The organism is Ensifer sp. MJa1, from assembly GCF_037026475.1.
Lineage (GTDB): Bacteria > Pseudomonadota > Alphaproteobacteria > Rhizobiales > Rhizobiaceae > Ensifer.
Map to the genome: position 1 here is coordinate 169169 of NZ_JAKUMO010000002.1, position 17650 is coordinate 186818.

A 17650-nucleotide genomic window follows, 5' to 3' on the forward strand; every position below is an offset into this window, starting at 1 on the left:
AAGTTCTCAAGAATTCGCCTTCGCCTACGTCCTTATGATCCCGGCCGGATCGACCCGAATCACCAGGTGCGGACGGCAATCATCCGCACGCTTCCTTGTCTCGCCCTAGCCGAGCGTTCCCGCCTTGAGCGCTTCGCCGTCGAGCCAGATCTGAACGGACTTGCCGCGCAGGTTCTGCTCCATGTCGTCGGCGGTCTTGTAGAAACCGTCGATCGCAATCAGTTCTGCCTCGAGCTTGCGGCAGAAGATTCGTGCCGATGCGTTGCCCGTGGTGCCGGCCATCGCCCGGCCGCGCAGCGTGCCGTAGATATGGATCGATCCGCCGGCGACGACTTCGGCGCCGGATGCAACCGAACCGATCACCGTCACGTCGCCTTCGGGGAAGAACAGCGACTGGCCGGAGCGCACCGGCTGGGTGACGACGATCGAGGGCGTTGCCTTGGCCGCGACCGGCTCAGCCGTGATGACGGTTTCGGCTTCCGCTTCCGGCAGTTCGGCCTTTTCGGCCTGCTCCGCCATCTTCGCTTCGAAATCGGCCGCCGGACGTCCATCATTCATGGCCGGCGGCAGATCTGCGCCGAGCAATGACTGGCGTGCTCCTTCAATGCCCATGATGCGGACATTGCGGCTGGTTAGCTGGCTGACGAGATCGCGCAGCTGCTGGCGGTCGATGTCGAGGCCATCGACGTCGAGCACGACAGGGCGCCGCAGGAAAAACCCGGCGGAGCGCGAAGCCAGATCGTCTAGTCGTTGAAGCCAGTCCTCGAAGGGCAGTTCTGGCGTCAACGCGAGCGCAAGGAAGGATCGCCCCTTGAGGCGGATCGGCCGGGATTCGGTTAACACATCATTCATCTTGGTAAATTTTCCGTTGCTTCGGTGTACCGAGGAAATGGTTAACAAATGGTTAATTCGGTCATGCGAAGGTTAATGGGGAAGCCCTGCTCCGAAGCGATCGACAACTGAAAACAAAGGGAAATCACCATCCGGAACATCGCAATATTTCGCTCTGTGCCGCCGCTGCGACTGCAGGATCGGGCCGCCTGCCTGCCATTGGCGAAGGCTTGAGGCGCCGATCGTCAAGACGCGATTCGGCCAAGCAGACGGGGGTGTTGACATTGGAGTGCTAAAATAAGAACATAACGTGAACATTGTCGAGGTTTCCCATGCATCGGACAGAAACCATGAAGCACACGGAAGAAGTGATCGAACGCGCCATGGCAGCCGTCGCGGCGGCCCGGATGAAGCGCGAGCGCGATGCCGAATGGCGAAAGCGGACATTCGGTCGAATCGACATGTCGCCACCTTTGCCCCGGTTGAAGCGGGGTGGCATCCAGCTTTCGCTGCAACTCGACGGCTCCGCCCGCTGAGCCGCGGTCGGCGAAGAAATGATGCGGCCACCTGTCGCCATCGATGCCAGACGCCCTATTCGCTGTAGGGGGCCATCTCAGGCAGGCGCGGAGACCAAGGGGAAGGGGCGAGAGGAGTGGCCATGAGGCATCGTCGAAGCATCGACCTGATGCCGCGCGAGGATGCTGCAGAGCATGGTTCGACCCTGGCGCAATTGCCCGAATGGTATGTGCTGGTGGCAAGATGCGCGAAATGCCGGCATCAGGGGCACATCGACCGCCGCCTGATTGGCCGCAAATGCGGATATGACCTTTCCCTCAATGCCCTTGCCCGCACATTGAAGTGCTCGCGCTGCAACAACGGAGAGGGAAACAAGCTGCTTCTTGGCAAATTGCCCCGCGACTAAGGCGGTGCGCGCGCGCCTTGGTCGCGATCGAGAGCGCATCGATCCGAAATTACGGAGTGCCCACCAATGTTCTCGCGATAACTCCTAACTATATCCAAGGATACTGAAAGTATCCTGTCGATCGAAGAGTCGGTAATGGCGAATCTAATGTAATCATGCGTGGATCCCATGAATATTAATGGTCGACATCAGGCGTGACCAGCGGGAAGCCGGCCCGCCTGGAACCAATCTACTGTCCTGTTCGTTGAGCTGCTGATCGAACGAAAGGATGAGATCATGAAGAAGTTTGTAATCGCAACGGCTATTGCTGCTTTGGTGGCAGGGACCGCTTTCGCTCAGGATCCCAACAAGCAAGCCGGTACGGCTGCTGGCATGGTTGGCGGCGCTGCCGCAGGTGCTGTCGTCGGTGGTCCGATCGGCGCCGGCGTCGGCGCCGTCGTTGGCGGCACGCTTGGTGGCGCCCTGACGCCACCGCCGCCGGAGATTGTCACTTACGTCGAACAGCAGCCTGCGCCGCCGTCAGTCGTCGTGCAGGAGCGCGTCGTGATCGGCAAGCCCATCCCCACGGCCGTAATCCTGACGCCGGTTCCGGACAATCCGCGCTACGCCTATGCTGTCGTCAACGACCAGCGCGTGATCGTCGAACCGCAGTCGCGCACGGTCGTTCAGGTGCTCAACTAGACTGTCAACTCATGGTGCGCGGTGAGCCGGGCGCGGCGCGGCGTTCCCTGTAGGTCCATTGGCGCGCGACTGAACGCCCAGAGACGTAAAACGCCAAGGCGCCCAAAGCCAAGGCTCGGACTTGGCCGGGCCCGGAAGTGACAGCGAGGTGTCGCCCGAAGACGGGGCGGCCCTCTTGGTTCTGCGTTCGGATTCTCAGTTATACCGACCGGGGCGGGCGGCGGGATCGGCGATCGAAAAAGAAACGAGCTAACTCTAGCGCGGTTCGATTGGATTTGAGTGAATTCAAACAATTCGCCAAACAATGCGGGATGAAAAAAAATTTGTTCACGCATCCTGCGCCGTTGATGCTGGCGCTTGCTTGTTGCGCGCGCGATGTAACCGCACAAGGCACTAGTAAGTACCCACAAGGACAAGCAGTTCGATGACTATAGCCGCGACCGTACTTCGCATGCGCCATTGACCAATTTCTGGACCCTTAAAGCGCCACGTTGAAATCAGTCAATCCTATGGGAACCCTGCGTCAACGCAGTCAGTTGGTGCGGCGAGCACTTTCGACAATTGCCTGGGCCAGCGTTTCGGCTGCGCGCGACGGCTTGTTGCGGGGGTGGGCGATATGGAACATGTCTTCGAAGGTCATGCGGTCCGGCGCCAGCAAGCGCAGCCGGCCGTTGCGTACCCAGTCATCGGCGTAGTGATCCGGCAGAAAGCCGATATAGGCACCGGAGAGCAGCAGCAGCAGCGTGCCCTCCATATGCGGCGTGGCCGCCGCCCAATGGAAGTTCACCCCACAGATCGTTTCGGTCAGCATGTAGGTGCGGCCTGCGAAGGATTGCTCTTCCAGAAGTGCGTCGGTGAAAGCGTCGTCTGGCAAATCGAACAGCGGATGGCCCTCGGCGCAATAGAGCTTCTGAACCTCGGAAAAGACAGGCCGCGTGCGGAAATGCGGTGTGGCGCTGCCGACCGAGGGCATCAGCACGATCTGATAGGTGCCGTTCAGCAGGCCCTGATGCAGCACCTGCGGCGCCGCGACATCGATCTCCAGATGCACGCGCGGTGCCTGACGATGAAAGGAGGCTAGCGCACCTTGAAGATCGAGATCGTGATTGGTGATCATCGCATCCACGGTTCCGAAGGTCAGGCTGCCGGTGAGCTCTCCTTGCGCCTCGCCGACGCGGCCCTGGAATTTTTCCAGCGAGCCGAAAAGCTCGAGCGTTGCCTCATAGACGAGCCGTCCCTCGTCGGTCAGAAGGAAGCCGCTGCGGCCACGGCTGCACAGGCGTAAGCCCAGCCGGTCTTCCAGATGGCGCATATGGGTGGAGATCGTCGCCTGCGTCATGCCGAGCGCCGTCTGCGCGGCGGAGAAACCGCCGTGCTGCACCACGGAGGCGAACACCCGCAGCAGCCGAAGCTCCGCATCGCCGAGCGAGAGATTGAGAACGCGGTGGCGAACTTTGTTGATCATTCATTGATTAAGTCACAACTAAACATGCAATCATAGATATTTTTAAGCGTATCGGCCTTCCGTCACACTCCCTTCATCCTGAGGAGGAGACACATGGCCAGCAATTCCTACGAAACCGGACGACTGAACCTGCCTTTCGTCGGCATCTGCACCTTCGGCAAGTATCCCTACCAGCCGGATTGGGATGCGATCGACGCCGATGTCGCGATCCTCGGGGCACCGTTTGACTGCGGCACGCAATGGCGGGCCGGCACCCGGTTCGGGCCGCGCGCGATCCGCGAGGCATCGACGCTGTTCTCCTTCGGCCATGGCGGCGCCTACGACCACGAGGACGACGTTACCTACCTGCCGAGCGACAAGGTCTCGATCGTCGATATCGGCGATGCCGACATCGTCCACACCGACACGATGAAGAGCCACGCCAATATCGAGTTCGGGGTGCGCAAGATCCTTGCCGCCGGCGCGCTGCCGGTGGTGCTCGGCGGCGACCATTCCGTCAACATTCCCTGCATCAATGCCTTTGCCGAAGACTGCGCCGAAAACGGGCCGATCCACATCGTCCAGATCGATGCCCATCTCGATTTTGTCGACGAGCGACACGGTGTGCGCTTTGGCCACGGCAACCCGATGCGCCGCGCTGCGGAGAAATCCTACGTCAGCGGTCTGTCGCAACTTGGCATTCGCAATGTCTCCTCGACTGCCAAGGAAGGCTATGAGGATGCTCGCGCCATGGGCTCGGACATCCTCTCGGTGCGCCAGATCCGGACGCTCGGCACGGAAAAGGTTGTCGCCCGCGTTCCGGCCGGCGCCCGCTATTACGTCACCATCGATATCGACGGCTTCGACCCCTCGATTGCGCCCGGCACCGGCACGCCGTCACATGGCGGCTTCATCTACTACGAAGTGCTGGAAATTCTCGCGGCGCTCGCCAAGCGCGGCACCATCGTCGGCATCGACCTGGTCGAAGTGGCACCCGACTACGATCATTCCGGCTCGACCTCGATCCTGGCTGCACAGGTGCTGATGAACCTCATTGGCCGTGTCATGCACGCAAGGAGAGGCTGAGATCATGGGCCGCATCGCTTACGATTTTTCCGGTGAACATGTGCTGGTGACGGGCGCCAGTCGCGGTATCGGCCGGGCGGTGGCGGAAGGTTTTGCCGCTGCCGGTGCCGAAGTGACGATCCTTTCGTCTGGCCGTGGAATCCACGAGGCCGCATTCGAGATGTCGGAGCGTCTCGGCCGCAAGATTGCGGCACTCGAATGTGACATCACCGACAGCGCAGCGGTCAAGGCGACGCTTGCTCCGCTCGGGCGCATCGATGTGCTCGTCAACAATGCCGGGCTCGAGCGCATCACGCCGGTGACCGATGGAAGTGACAGCGTTGAAGACACGTTCCGCCGCATCACCGACATCAACACCAACGGCACCTTCTACATCACTCGTCATGCGCTGCCGCATATGCGCGAAGGCGGTCGCATCGTCGTCACGGGCTCGATCTGGAGCCGCGTCGCCGTTCCGGAGTTCTCCGCCTACATCGCTTCCAAGCACGCCAATCTCGGCTTCACCCGGGTGATGGCGAAGGAGCTCGGGGCGAGGGGCATTCGCGTCAACGCCGTCTGCCCCGGCTGGGTGCGCACCGAGGCGGCGATGCTGTCATTGAAAAACATGTCGCTGCGCACCGGCCGCAGCGAGGAGGATCTGCTCGCCGAAATCGTCGGAGCGCAGGTGCTTCCCGGCCTGCTGGAACCGGAAGATCTGGCAGCTCCCTATCTCTACCTTGCCTCCGACGGCGCGAAAGACATGACAGGCCAGGCGCTGATGCTCGACCGTGGCGAGGTGATGGCATGAGTGCGCGCGTTCTCATCACCGGCGCCTATCGCGGCATCGGAGCTGCCTGCGCCTTGGCTTTCGCCGCAACGGGTGCTCGGGTCGCGCTTGCCGATATCCGCAAGCCCGTTGAGACCGCGGAATTTGCCGCAAGGGCAGGGGCCGCGGAAGCGCTGACGCTTGCCTGCGACGTCTCCGATGAGAGGTCCGTTGCTTCGGTCGGCGAGGCGGTCCGGCAAAAATTCGGCGGCCTGGATGTCGTCGTCCACTGCGCCGGCATCATCCATGAAGCGCCGCTCCTGGAAACATCCGTCGCCGATTTCGACCGCGTCATCGCCATCAACCTGCGCGGCAGCTTCCTCGTCGGCAAGATGGCGCTGGGGCTGATGGAAGGCACGGACAATGCACCCACACGGCTGATCCTGATCGCCTCCGACATGGCCTATTACGGCCGCGAGACCTTCTCGCCCTATGTCGCCTCCAAGCATGGCGTCCTCGGCCTCGTTCGCTCCTGGGCGAAAGAGTTCGCGCCGCGTGTTCTTGTCAACGCCATCTGCCCCGGGCCGATCGATACCGAAATGCTCGGGGCTGCGAGCATGAGTGCGGAGTGGCGCGCCCGGGAACTGGCGATCCCGCTTGCGCGCTTCGGCAAGCCCGAAGAGATCGGCGAACTGGCGCTGTTTCTCGCCGGGTCCGGCGGACGTTACTTCACCGGCCAGGGCATCGGCAGCAATGGCGGGAGCGTCATGCCATGATCGCAAACCCGATCCCTTGGCCGAACGGTGCGAAATGCGCTGCCTCTATCACCTTCGACATGGATGCCGACAGCCTCATCCATATCGCCCACCCGGACGATGGCCACAGCCGTATGGCGGCGATCTCGATGCTGCAATATGGGCCGAAGGTGGCGATCCCGCGCATCGTCGAAAGCTATCGGAAACTCGGCATCAAGCAGACCTTCTTCGTGCCCGCCTGGTGCATCGAGCAGTACCCGCAGGCAATCGAAGCCATTCTCGCGGGTGGTCACGAACTGGCGCATCACGGCTTCTTGCACGAGCACCCGCGCGAGCTGCCCGCCGACGAGGAGGCCTATTGGCTTGACCGCGGCATCGAGGTCATCGTCAAGGCGAGCGGCAGGCGGCCGCGCGGCTGGCGGGCGCCGCTCTACAACTTCTCGCACCGCTCTGCTGACCTCCTGGTCTCGCGCGGGTTCGACTACGACGCCTCGCTGATGGGCGACGACATTCCCTATCTCTTGGAATGCGACGCCGGAAGTCTTGTCGAATTGCCCTCGCACTGGGGCCTCGACGACTGGCCGCAATATGTCCAGTCGATGGACCTCGACTACATGATGCCGATCCGGGCTCCGGAACAGGGTTTTGCCGCCTTCGCGCAGGAGTTCGAGGCAGCCTATCGCCACGGTGCCCTTTGGGTGCCGGTGGTGCATCCGTTCGCCACCGGCAGGCTGGCCCGCTGGGAGGTCGTGCAGCGCTTCCTTGAACAGGTTCTTGCCCGCGGCGACGTCTGGTTTGCACCGATGGAAGAGATCGCCGCCCATGTGCGCCGCGTTGTCGACAATGGCAGCTGGTCGCCGAGGATCGACCGCCTGCCCTTTTATTCCGAACCCGTACGGGTCCGGTAACCTGGGGGCGGCTCGCCCGCCTCCAAAAATCGGCGGCTGATGGAGCCGCAATTGTCTTCGCGGAAAGACGCCAAAAAGGCGCGACGCGAAAAGGGGAACGACAATGGAAAACCACGATATCGCCTGGCAGAACGAACTGGCGCGCCGCGCCCGCATCTATGAGGACATCGAGGCGGGCGATCGCTTCGAGGGCACGATGACCGGGCTCGATTACACCGGCATGACCGTACTGACGCTCGTGCTGGTCATCGGCTTCTGGATCTGGGGGGCTTGAGATGACCGATCATGTTGCACACGAAACGCTCTCGACGTTGAAGACAGAGCAGGAAGATGCCGCCCGCAATCGCGCCGCTGCCGAGCGCGGTGACGCGCCCCTTTTGCCGTCCGAAAGACTCTGGGGTTTCTGGGAGTTTACCTACGCCAATTCGGCGCTGGCGATCGCCACCTGGGCCTTTCTCATCGGTGGGGCCGTCGGCCTCTTCGTCGGGCCGAAGGAAGGCATAGCGGCAATTATCATCGGCAACATTGTCGGCGTCGTGCTGACGGCGCTGGCCACCACCACCATGTCCGGCCGTTACGGCGTCGAGCAGTTCGTGGCGCTGCGCAGCCAGTTCGGCTACAACGGCAGCCGCGTCGTCTATGTGCTGGCCGTGGTCATTCTCACCATGGGCTGGCTTGCCGTGCTGGCCATGATGTTCGGTCGCTCGATCGACGGCCTGATGGCGCTGAGCGCCGGCGAGGCGGCCAATCCGACCGGCATCAAGATGATCATAGCGGCGATCGGCGCGATCCTGCTCACCTGGTTCATCGTCGCCAAGGGGCCGACCTCGATCAAGTTCTTCAACATGGTCGTATCGCCGGCGCTGGTGCTCTTGATGGTGGCGATGCTCTATCTCATCCTCAGCCACCATTCTATCGGCGAGCTTTTGGCCCTGCCGGCACTTGCGCCGCCGTTTGAAGACAAGACGCTGAACTTCATCGTCGCGGTCGAAGTCAACCTCGCTGCCGGCTTCTCCTGGTGGCCCTATATCGGCAATCTGGCGCGACTGACGAAGAACGAGCGCACCGCCTTCTGGCCCAACATCCTCGGCATTTTCGGAGCGGCAGCGCTCGGCGAAATCGTCGGCCTGCTTGCGGCGGTCGCACTCGGCGAAAGCGATCCAACGATCTGGATGACGAAGATCGCCGGCCCGATCATCGGCATTGTCGCGCTGCTCTTTGTCGCCTTCGCCAACATGACCTCGATGGCGAACATCCTCTACACCTCCATCGTTGGGCTGAGGCAGGTCGGGACGGCGTCGGTGCGTGCGATCTCCTGGGGCACGATCCTCTTCCTCTTCTGCCTCATCCCGTTCGGGCTCGTGATCTTCTACCCGCAGATGTATGACGGCTTCTTCATCTTCCTGGTCTGGACCTCGGCGCTGAATTCCGCACTCGCCGGCATCGGCATCGCCGACTACTTCTTCCTGCGCGGCCAGAAACTCGACATGCGCAGCCTGCATGGCCCGCAGGAGAACGGCGCCTACCGCTTCTGGGGTGGGTTCAATCCCATCGGGCTCTTTGCCCTTGCCGTCGGCTGCATCGTTTATGTCGCCGTCTTCAATCCGCAGACGCTCGCAAGCCTTCCGGCCTTCAAATACCTGACGGCCTCCATCCCATCCTGTGTCGCGGCGGGTGCCGCTCACTATGTCCTTACCCGGCTATTTGCCCGCGGCCGCGGCTGGGGCCAATACCCGTAATTCAGGAGAAGACCGCCATGAGCGATACCTACGACTACATCATCATCGGTGCGGGCTCAGCCGGCTGCGTGCTTGCCAATCGCCTGTCGGAGGATCCGTCCTCAAGGGTGCTCGTTCTTGAATTCGGTGGTAGCGACAAGTCGATCTTCATCCAGATGCCGACGGCGCTTTCGATCCCGATGAACGGAACGAAGTACAATTGGAAGTACATGACCCTGCCGGAGCCTGGTCTTGACGGCCGGCGAGTGCATTGCCCGCGCGGCAAGGTCATCGGCGGCTCGTCCTCGATCAACGGCCTCGTCTACATGCGCGGCCATGCCCGCGACTTCGACGAGTGGGAGGAACTGGGTGCGCGCGGCTGGCGCTATGCCAATTGCCTGCCCTATTTCCAGCGCGCCGAAAGCTGGCAGGACGGAGGCGACAGCTATCGTGGCGACACCGGGCCGCTCGCCACCAATGCCGGCAACAAAATGAAGAACCCGCTCTACGGCGCCTTCGTCGATGCCGGCCGCGAGGCGGGCTACATCGCCACCGATGATCCGAACGGGCATATGCAGGAGGGCTTCGGGCCCATGCACATGACCGTCAAGGACGGCGTGCGCTGGTCGACAGCCAACGCCTACCTGAAGCCGGCTATGGACAGGCCGAACCTGACCGTCATCACCCATGCCATGACGCGGCGGGTACTCATCGAAGGCAAGCGCGCCGTCGGCGTCGAATACGAGCTTGGTGGCGAGCGCCAGGTCGCAAGGGCAAGCCGAGAGGTGCTGATCTCCTCCGGACCGATCGGCTCGCCGCACCTGCTGCAGCGCTCCGGCATCGGTCCGGCCGCAGTGCTTCAACAGGCGGGCGTCCCCGTCCTGCATGACCTGCCCGGCGTCGGCGAAAACCTGCAGGACCATTCCGAGGTCTACATCCAGTATGCCTGCAAGGAGCCGATCACGCTCAACGGCAAGATGGGGCTGTTCAGCAAGGCCTTGATCGGCGCGGAATGGCTATTGTTCAAGAAGGGGCTTTCGGTCTCAAACCACTTCGAAAGCGGAGGCTTCATCCGTTCCGACGCCTCGCTCGAATGGCCCGACATCCAGTTCCATTTCCTGCCGGCGGCGATGCGCTACGACGGCAAGAAGCCGCTCGACGGTCATGGCTTCATGGTCTTGACCGGGCCGAACAAGCCGAAAAGCCGTGGCTATGTGCGCCTGCGCTCGCCGGAGGCGCACGAGCAGCCGGATATCCTGTTCAACTATCTTGACCGGGAGGAGGACCGCGAGGGTTTTCGCCGCTGCTTGAGGCTGACGCGCGAGATCGTCGCCCAGCCGGCCTTCGACCGTTTCCGTGGCGAGGAAATGGCCCCGGGCAAGGATGTTCGCAGCAACGACGAGATCGATGCCTGGGTGCGCGAGACCATGGAGAGCACCTACCATCCCTGCGGTTCCTGCCGCATGGGCGAGGACGGGATGGCCGTCGTCGACAGCGAGCTCAAGGTGCGCGGTATTGCCGGCTTGCGGGTTATCGACAGTTCGGTCTTCCCTTCGGAGCCGAACGCCAACCTCAACGCCCCGACGATCATGCTGGCCGAGCGCGCTTCAGACATGGTGCGCGGCAAACCGCTGCTGGCGGCCTCCAATGCCGCAGTCGGCATGGCGCCAGGCGTAGGCGTGACGCAGCGCAGCGGCACGCCGGTGCGTGTGATCAGGCAATGACGACCGAGATGGAAGGCAGGAGAACCGCAGATGTTGCGTGCCATCGGCCATGTCATAGCCCGCCCGCCCAACGAGGCCGACGACCGGCGCCCGCGCTTGCCTGCGCCGGAAACGATCGCCTGCCTGCTGGTCGCCGAAGGGCTTCGCCGCGCCGCGTGTCACCTTGCCCGAGGGTTGGCCTTTCGAGGCCATTGCCGGATCGATTGTCCACCTGACAAGGGGCCAGATGGATGAATATGGCGCTCTCGTCCCGGTCCTAGGTCGGGGGCAATGCCCCCTGACTACGCGTCTTCGCTTCAGTAACGTACTCGCGCGGATACAGGGTTTGGTTGAAAGTCTTGCTGTCGCCTGGTTGTCCGGGCCTTTGCCGATGACTATGTGTGCGACAGCCAAGAAAGGATCGGACCCTATGCGTATTGTCACATTGTTGCTCGTACTCTCCGCGCTCGCTGGATGCTCCCAGACCTCGAGCGGTGTAAGCAGTGTCAGAGACGATTATTACGGCGGCGACGGCGGTTTTTATGCGGGCGCGGTTGCTCCGCGCTAAAGCTGTGTTGACAGTGCCGTACGGCAGGCGCCCCCTGCCGACGGCCTTGCGCTGGTCCCCGGAATGCCCGCAGAAGCACTGTTCAGACCGGTGAGCGACCAGCGCTTTCCTATCTCATGAAGCCCTTGTCTGACCAGATCAGCCGCGCTTTTTCACGAGGAATAGCAACCGGCATACCCGTCAAAGCTGTTGAACCATGATGGAGAACTGTGGGGTTCGATCTCCGGTAAGGAGGCAGCAGTTCCAACTCGGCGCCATCAACAACGTCGCCTCGTGGCCCCCCGCCGCCTCCTTCCCCCCCCGGTGACTGAATGACGGCAACCGGCGCTCTACTCCTCCCGGAAGGCGCGCAGCATCTGGTCGGTGAATGGTTTCGTCAGATAGGAGATCGCAGTGCGTTCTTCGGTCTGCACATAGACCTCGACCGGCATGCCCGGAATGAGCTTGCGATTGCCGAGCTTTTCCAAGGGTTCGGTGATGTCGACCGTTGCCAGGTAGAAGGGCTGTCCGGTGGCGCGATCGACGGTGGTCGCGGCGGCGACGACGTTGATTTCGCCATCAAGCTCCGGCGTCACGCGCTGGTTGAAGGCGGTGAAGCGCATGCGGCTCGGCTGACCGGGTGCGACGCGGTCGATGTCAGCCGGCGGAATGCGGATCTCGACGGTCAGGTCGTCGTCCTCGGGCACGAGCGACATGACGGTGGCGCCGGGCACGAGGATGCCGCCGATGGTATGAAGCTGCAGGTCGTAGACCAGGCCGTCGACGGGCGCACGCACGTCCATGCGCGACAGCCGGTCACGGGCGGCCACTTCACGTTCGCTGAGCTCGGCGATCTTGGCTTCGATGCCGACGATCTGGGTCTGGGTTTCCTTGCGGGTGGTCTGATCGATCGCCATCAGCTTGATGCGCAGCTCGCTGATCTGGCCGACCGCCTCGGCAATGCGTGCGACCAGCTCGCCCTTGGAGCCGTCGATGCGGGCCATCTGGCGCAACAGGTCCCGGTGCTCGGAAACGGGCACCAGGCCGCTCTTCAAGAGCGTCTCGAGTTTGGTGATCTCCTTCTCGACGATCTCCTTTTCCTTGTCGCTCGAGCCGGTCTGGGCCTTCAGGCCGCGGATCTGCTCTTCCAGCTGGGTGATCTGCAGCCGCATCTGCTCTTCCTGGCTGGTGATCATGCGCCGGTTGGCCTCGAACAATTTGAGTTCGCTTGTCTTCAGCACGTCGCTGACGTCGAGGCCGTCGAAGGAGACTACGGTCTCGCCGTCGCGCTCGGCGATCAGCCGGGCGCGCATGGCGTGAAACTGCTGAAGCTGGCCGCGCACGATTGCCAGTTCCACCCGGGTCTGGGTCTCGTCGAGGCGGATGAGCACATCGCCCTTCTTGACATGGTCGCCGTTGCGAACCGCGATCTCCGAGACGATGCCGCCGTCGCGATGCTGGATGAGTTTGACCTGCTGGGAAACTGCGATCTGGCCCTGGGTAATGACGGCGCCGGAAAGCTTGGCATGGGCGGCCCAGCCGCCGACGCCGAAGATGAGCGTGGTTGCAAACAGCGCCGAGACGATGACGCGCGAGGTGATGCCAAACTGGGCGCGATCCTTAGCCGGCTTGTCTTCGACGACCGCGGTGTTGTCGTTGTTGTCTTTCCTGGTCATGGCTTTCTCCCGGTAACGCGTGACGGATACGGTTGTGTTGTTGTCGTGATTGGGTCTTTCAGGCGTAGGTTCGCTACAAAGTGTCCCTAGGCTGGTCCGCCGGATGGTCGAGGGCTGCGAGGATGAAGTCCTGCGCCGTCAATGCGTGGCGGCCGGCGATCAGGAATTCGAGATCTTCGTCGCGATCGAAATCGATCACGGCGCGAACCACGGTGCGCTCCCCATCGCCGAAGGTCTCGTGAAAGAAGGTGATCTGGTGCGTCGGAGGCGGGCTTCCGCCATCGACAAACTGGGTAAAGACGAGGCCGCCGATCGCCTCGGCGATCTTCGACAGGTCGATGCGGTCGCCGACCTGGAAGTCGCGGATTTCGTCGCGCCCAACGCCGCCATTGACGAGCGCAGCGAGGCTGCGGAAGACAAAGACATCGGCGCCGTCGCCACCGGCGAGGAAGTTCACGGCATTGCTCGCAACAATAACGTCGTTGCCCTTGCCGCCGACCGCAGCCTCGATCGAGGTCAACGTGTCACGACCGATCTCGACCCCCTCCGCGGTACCGCGATCGAGGTCGATCACCACGGCCCTGGTTGCCGCTGAAGCGTCGTAGGTGTCGGTGGCTTCGTTGCCGTCGATTTCATCGTCGCCATCGTCGCCGCATTGAGGCGTGATCACCACGAGGAACGTGTCGTTGCCGCTGTTGCCTTCCAGCTCGTCATCGCCGTCGCCCCCGACAAGGACGTCGTCGCCGCCCCGACCCTTCAGGCGATCATCGCCGTCTCCACCCGACAGGATGTCGTTGCCGTAGCCGCCGGAAATGCGGTCACGGCCGCCTCCGCCGAGGATGATCTCGAAGCCGTCGATCTGGTCCTCGCCGATTTCGTCGCCGGTCGCAATGCTGGCTTCCATGTCCGCAAGAACAGCCTGGACCAGCGCCGAGAAGTCGAGCGTGTCGACACCGCCGCCACCGCTGTAGCTGTCGTCGCCGTCATTGTCGGCGCTGGCGCTTTCCTCGACGGTGACAATGACGACCGTGTCATTGCCTTCACCGCCGGAGACGGTGTCGTCGCCGCTGCCAGCAACCAGCGTGTCATTGCCGCCATTGCCTTCAATGACATCGTCGCCGTCATTGCCGACCAGCGTGTTGCCGGCGTCGTCGCCGGAGATCTGGTCATCGCCCGAACCGGCGATCACGTTCTCGATGCTGTCAAGCGTGTCGGAGCCGATCTCGCTGCCTGCCGCCGTTCCGGCTTCGAGGTCGACGACGATCGTCTCCTGCGCATCGCTGGCGTCGAGCGTATCCGTGCCTTCGCCGCCGGCATAGTGGTCGTTGCCGTCGCTGGCGGGGGGGAAATTGCTGCGGGCTTCTTCGCCAGTCAGCCCGGTCTCAATCGTGTCGTCGCCGGCGCCGGCGAGCACCGTGTCCTTGCCCGAGCCACCAGACAACCGGTCGACACCGGCGCCGCCGTCGACCACATCGTCGCCAGCATCGCCGTCCATCACGTCTTCGCCCTCATCGCCGTAGAGGCGGTCGTTGCCGCTGCCGCCGGAGAGGAGGTCGTCACCGGCTTCGCCGATGAGGATGTCGTTGCCTTCGTCGCCGTACAGCTGGTCGTCGCCGGTGCCACCGAACAGGATGTCGTTGCCGCGGCCGCCGAACAGCCGATCGTTGCCGGCCTCGCCATAGAGCGTATCGTTGCCGTCACCGCCGATCAGCGTGTCGTCGCCTTCGCCGCCAAGGATGATGTCGTCGGACTCGCGGCCATAGACGAGGTCGTCGCCGCCAAGGGCAGCGATGATGTCCGGCCGCGGCGTGCCGAGCATGATATCGTCGCCCTCGGTGCCGTTGATCTCGTTCGCCGGCCAATTCAACAGCGTCATCCGGGCACCGTTGGCGACCTGGCCCGTGCCGTCCGTGATGGTGTAGCTGAAGGTGATGTCGCCGATTTCGTCGCGTTCCGGCGTATAAAGCCACATGCCGTCGCCATAGGTGCGGATCGAGCCGCTGGACACCGACAGATTGGCGATCGACATCCCGTCGCCATCCGGGTCGATCGTATTGGCGAGCAGGTCATTGAGCAGGATCACCGCCGACAGATTCATCAGGCCATTGGCCAGCACGTTTCGACCGGTAACCAGTGGCAGGCGGTTGTTGCGTGTGCCGCCGCCGTCGTCATCGCCACCGTCATCATCGCCGTCGCCCGGGCCACCAGGGCCACCAGGGCCGCCGGGACCACCCGGACCGCCATCGTCGTCATCGTCGTCGTCATCATCGTCGGGGCCGCGTGGCGGCGGGCTATTGAAGGACGACAGTCCGGGGAATTCGTAGGTCAGGAGGCTGTTGTCGTTGGCCGGTCGCGTGCTGGTCCGGAACGGCCGCTCGTCGATGAGATCGGTGTCGGGCGCGCCCTCGTCGAAGGCGAGCCTGACGGAGGCGCGCAGGCGTCCGAGCCGCGGCGGTACCGTTCCGGTCGTCAGTGCCAGGTCTTCCATCAGTTCCTGGAAGTAGGCCGCGACCTGTTCCACCATGTCGAGCGCACCGGCCAGCCCGTTTTCCTGCTGCTCAGGCGCAATGTCTGTCGGCTGATCCGGGCCGAAGGGCTGGCGATACCGTCCGTCGGTCGTCGGTTCGCTTTCCCCTTCCTTGACGCCGAACACCGAGCCGAGGCCACCAAGGAGGAGCGCCGGCAGCAGCAGTCGGCCGCGCTTGCGCTCGGGCAAGTCGGCGATTTCGTACCGGTTCATCGGTGCGACGGCCTTCTGGCTGTCGGGCCGTTTCAGGATGAGTTCCTCGTCCATGACGTCCTCCTCGGCTTATCGCCGGACCTCTTTGCTCTGTTACTCCGCCGCAGCCGGCACGCGCTGTTGTTGCGGCATGCCGGTATCGGCACGTCGCGTCTTCTCGACCACCAGTGGCCGCGTCTTTTGCTGCGGCAGGATTTCTTCCTTCGGGCCGAAGGCGACCAACCTGCCAGCCTGCACCAGGCCGATCATGTCGACCGTCTGCAGTGCGCTTGGGCGGTGGGCCACGATGACGACGATGCCGCCGCGCTCACGCACCTTGAGGATCGCCTGGTTGAGCGCCTCCTCGCCCTCGGCGTCGAGGTTGGAGTTGGGCTCGTCGAGCACCACAAGAAAAGGATCCCCGTAGAGGGCACGAGCCAAGGCGATACGCTGCCTCTGGCCTGCGGACAGTGCGGTTCCGTGGGGACCAAGTTCGGTCTGGTAGCCGTTCGGCAGATGCACGATCATCTCGTGGATGCCGGCGGCCTTGGCGGCGCGGATGATCGCCCGCGCGTTCGGCGCTTCGGCGAAGCGCGAAATATTGTCGGACACGGTGCCGTCCATCAGCGCCACATCCTGAGGCAGGTAGCCGACATGCTGGTTGAACAGCACCTCCGGCCACTGGTTGAGATCGGCACCGTCGATGCGCACCGCCCCGCGCAGCGTCGGCCAGATGCCGAGCATGGTGCGCGCCAGCGTCGTCTTGCCGCCGCCCGAAGGGCCGATCAGCCCCAGCGCCTGGCCGGCCTTCAGCTCCAGGCTCACTTCGCTCAAGAGCACGGCACCGGTCGAAGGCGCAACCGTCGTCACCTTGTCGAGGCTCAGGCTCTCGCTCGGGGCCGGCAGGTCGAGATTGCCCTTGCGTTCGTCGAGCACGCCGAGCGTCTCGTTGAGGCGGTGATAGCTGCGACGGGCAGAGACCACCCCCTTCCACTGCGCGATCGCCAGATCCACTGGCGCGAGCGCCCGTGCCGTCACGATCGACGAGGCGATGATCGCGCCGGCCGACATCTGCCCGCGGATCGCCAGATAGGCGCCGAGCCCGAGGATCGCCGACTGCAGGATCATGCGCAGCACCTTCGACAGGCCGGACAGCGTGCCGCCGACATCAGACGTCTTGGTCTGACAGTCGAGATGGCGGCGATTGGCCTTTTCGAAGCGTTCGACCGCGCGGCCGGTCATGCCCATCGCGTGCAGCACGTCGCTGTTGCGGGCGTTGCTTTCGGCCACCGAACTGCGTGCCACGGAGGCCTTGATCATCGATTGCGAATGACGCCGCGTCAGCACCTCGGCGGCCAGCGTCAGCAGCGCCAGCACCAGCGCGCCGCCAAGTGTCAGGTAGCCGAGCATGGGATGCAGCAGCCAGACGAAAGCGAGATAGATCGGGATCCAGGGCAGGTCGAACAGCGCCACGGGACCCTGGCTGGCGAGAAAACCACGCAGCGTGTCGACGTCACGGCCACGTTCGGTTGCCTCGGCGGTCGAGTAGCCGAAGCGTGGCATCTCGATCACCACCTTGTGGGCGAGGGGCGCAAGTTCGGCATCAAGTCGGGCGCCAAGCCGCACCAGGATCTGCGAGCGGATGACGTCGAAGAGGCCCTGGAACAGGTAAAGCCCGACGGCCAGCAGCGACAGGGCGACCAGGGTGGAGATGCTGCCGCTGGTCAGTGCCCGGTCGTAGATCTGCAGCATGTAGAAGGCGCCGGTCAGCGCCAGGATGTTGATGACGCCTGATAGGCCGAAGAGATAGATCAGGATACCACGCATGCCGCCGATCTTGTGTTGCGGCTCTTTTTTCTTGCTCATGATGAGATCCCCTTTTTTGGTCCGCCTGCATGGTGTCCCGGCCGGCTAA

Annotated in this window: 15 protein-coding genes; 10 read left to right on the forward strand and 5 right to left on the reverse strand. The window is 63.2% G+C overall.

The window, feature by feature from the left end:
* Positions 1–105: 105 nt before the first annotated feature.
* The gene (gene minC, locus MKZ91_RS03600; RefSeq protein WP_336168066.1) at positions 106–852 is read right to left on the reverse strand and encodes a septum site-determining protein MinC; all 747 of its coding nucleotides are present in this window, start codon (positions 850–852) and stop codon (positions 106–108) included.
* Between the two features lie 329 nt (positions 853–1181).
* Here minC and MKZ91_RS03605 point away from each other — a divergent pair, with 329 nt between their 5' ends.
* The 3 genes from MKZ91_RS03605 to MKZ91_RS03615 all read left to right on the forward strand — a co-directional run bounded on the left by MKZ91_RS03605 (position 1182) and on the right by MKZ91_RS03615 (position 2434).
* Positions 1182–1367, forward strand: coding sequence for a hypothetical protein (locus MKZ91_RS03605; RefSeq protein ID WP_336168068.1), 186 nt, complete (start codon positions 1182–1184; stop codon positions 1365–1367).
* A gap of 122 nt (positions 1368–1489) precedes the next feature.
* Complete coding sequence (locus MKZ91_RS03610; protein WP_336168586.1) at positions 1490–1753, forward strand: hypothetical protein; 264 nt, start codon at positions 1490–1492, stop codon at positions 1751–1753.
* 276 nt (positions 1754–2029) lie between these two features.
* Positions 2030–2434: a DUF1236 domain-containing protein gene (locus tag MKZ91_RS03615; RefSeq protein WP_336168070.1), complete on the forward strand. Its 405-nt coding sequence runs from the start codon at positions 2030–2032 to the stop codon at positions 2432–2434.
* 532 nt (positions 2435–2966) lie between these two features.
* On the opposite strand, the gene MKZ91_RS03620 is transcribed toward MKZ91_RS03615, so the two are convergent.
* Positions 2967–3899 carry a LysR family transcriptional regulator gene (locus MKZ91_RS03620; RefSeq protein ID WP_336168072.1) on the reverse strand — a complete coding sequence of 311 codons (933 nt, stop codon included), beginning with the start codon at positions 3897–3899 and terminating at the stop codon, positions 2967–2969.
* Positions 3900–3992: 93 nt separating this feature from the next.
* Here MKZ91_RS03620 and speB point away from each other — a divergent pair, with 93 nt between their 5' ends.
* From speB to betA, 7 genes are all read left to right on the forward strand, one after another.
* Positions 3993–4964, forward strand: coding sequence for an agmatinase (gene speB, locus MKZ91_RS03625; protein ID WP_336168074.1), 972 nt, complete (start codon positions 3993–3995; stop codon positions 4962–4964).
* 4 nt (positions 4965–4968) lie between these two features.
* Positions 4969–5751 carry an SDR family NAD(P)-dependent oxidoreductase gene (locus MKZ91_RS03630; protein WP_336168076.1) on the forward strand — a complete coding sequence of 261 codons (783 nt, stop codon included), beginning with the start codon at positions 4969–4971 and terminating at the stop codon, positions 5749–5751.
* Positions 5748–6485, forward strand: coding sequence for an SDR family NAD(P)-dependent oxidoreductase (locus tag MKZ91_RS03635; protein ID WP_336168078.1), 738 nt, complete (start codon positions 5748–5750; stop codon positions 6483–6485). The genes MKZ91_RS03630 and MKZ91_RS03635 overlap by 4 nt, the downstream gene beginning before the upstream one ends.
* Complete coding sequence (locus tag MKZ91_RS03640) at positions 6482–7372, forward strand: polysaccharide deacetylase family protein (RefSeq protein ID WP_336168079.1); 891 nt, start codon at positions 6482–6484, stop codon at positions 7370–7372. The genes MKZ91_RS03635 and MKZ91_RS03640 overlap by 4 nt, the downstream gene beginning before the upstream one ends.
* Positions 7373–7475: 103 nt before the next feature.
* Positions 7476–7646 carry a hypothetical protein gene (locus MKZ91_RS03645; RefSeq protein ID WP_336168080.1) on the forward strand — a complete coding sequence of 57 codons (171 nt, stop codon included), beginning with the start codon at positions 7476–7478 and terminating at the stop codon, positions 7644–7646.
* Between the two features lies 1 nt (position 7647).
* Entirely contained in the window at positions 7648–9111 is a 1464-nt protein-coding gene (locus MKZ91_RS03650; protein WP_336168081.1) for a purine-cytosine permease family protein, read from the forward strand.
* A gap of 17 nt (positions 9112–9128) precedes the next feature.
* Positions 9129–10814, forward strand: a complete 1686-nt coding sequence (betA, locus tag MKZ91_RS03655; protein WP_336168083.1) for a choline dehydrogenase — start codon at positions 9129–9131, stop codon at positions 10812–10814.
* 876 nt (positions 10815–11690) lie between these two features.
* Here betA and MKZ91_RS03660 read toward each other — a convergent pair.
* The 3 genes from MKZ91_RS03660 to MKZ91_RS03670 form a co-directional block, all read right to left on the reverse strand.
* Entirely contained in the window at positions 11691–13016 is a 1326-nt protein-coding gene (locus MKZ91_RS03660) for an HlyD family type I secretion periplasmic adaptor subunit (protein WP_336168085.1), read from the reverse strand.
* 73 nt (positions 13017–13089) lie between these two features.
* The gene (locus tag MKZ91_RS03665) at positions 13090–15810 is read right to left on the reverse strand and encodes a calcium-binding protein (RefSeq protein ID WP_336168087.1); all 2721 of its coding nucleotides are present in this window, start codon (positions 15808–15810) and stop codon (positions 13090–13092) included.
* Between the two features lie 39 nt (positions 15811–15849).
* Positions 15850–17601, reverse strand: a complete 1752-nt coding sequence (locus MKZ91_RS03670; protein WP_336168089.1) for a type I secretion system permease/ATPase — start codon at positions 17599–17601, stop codon at positions 15850–15852.
* Positions 17602–17650: the final 49 nt, after the last annotated feature.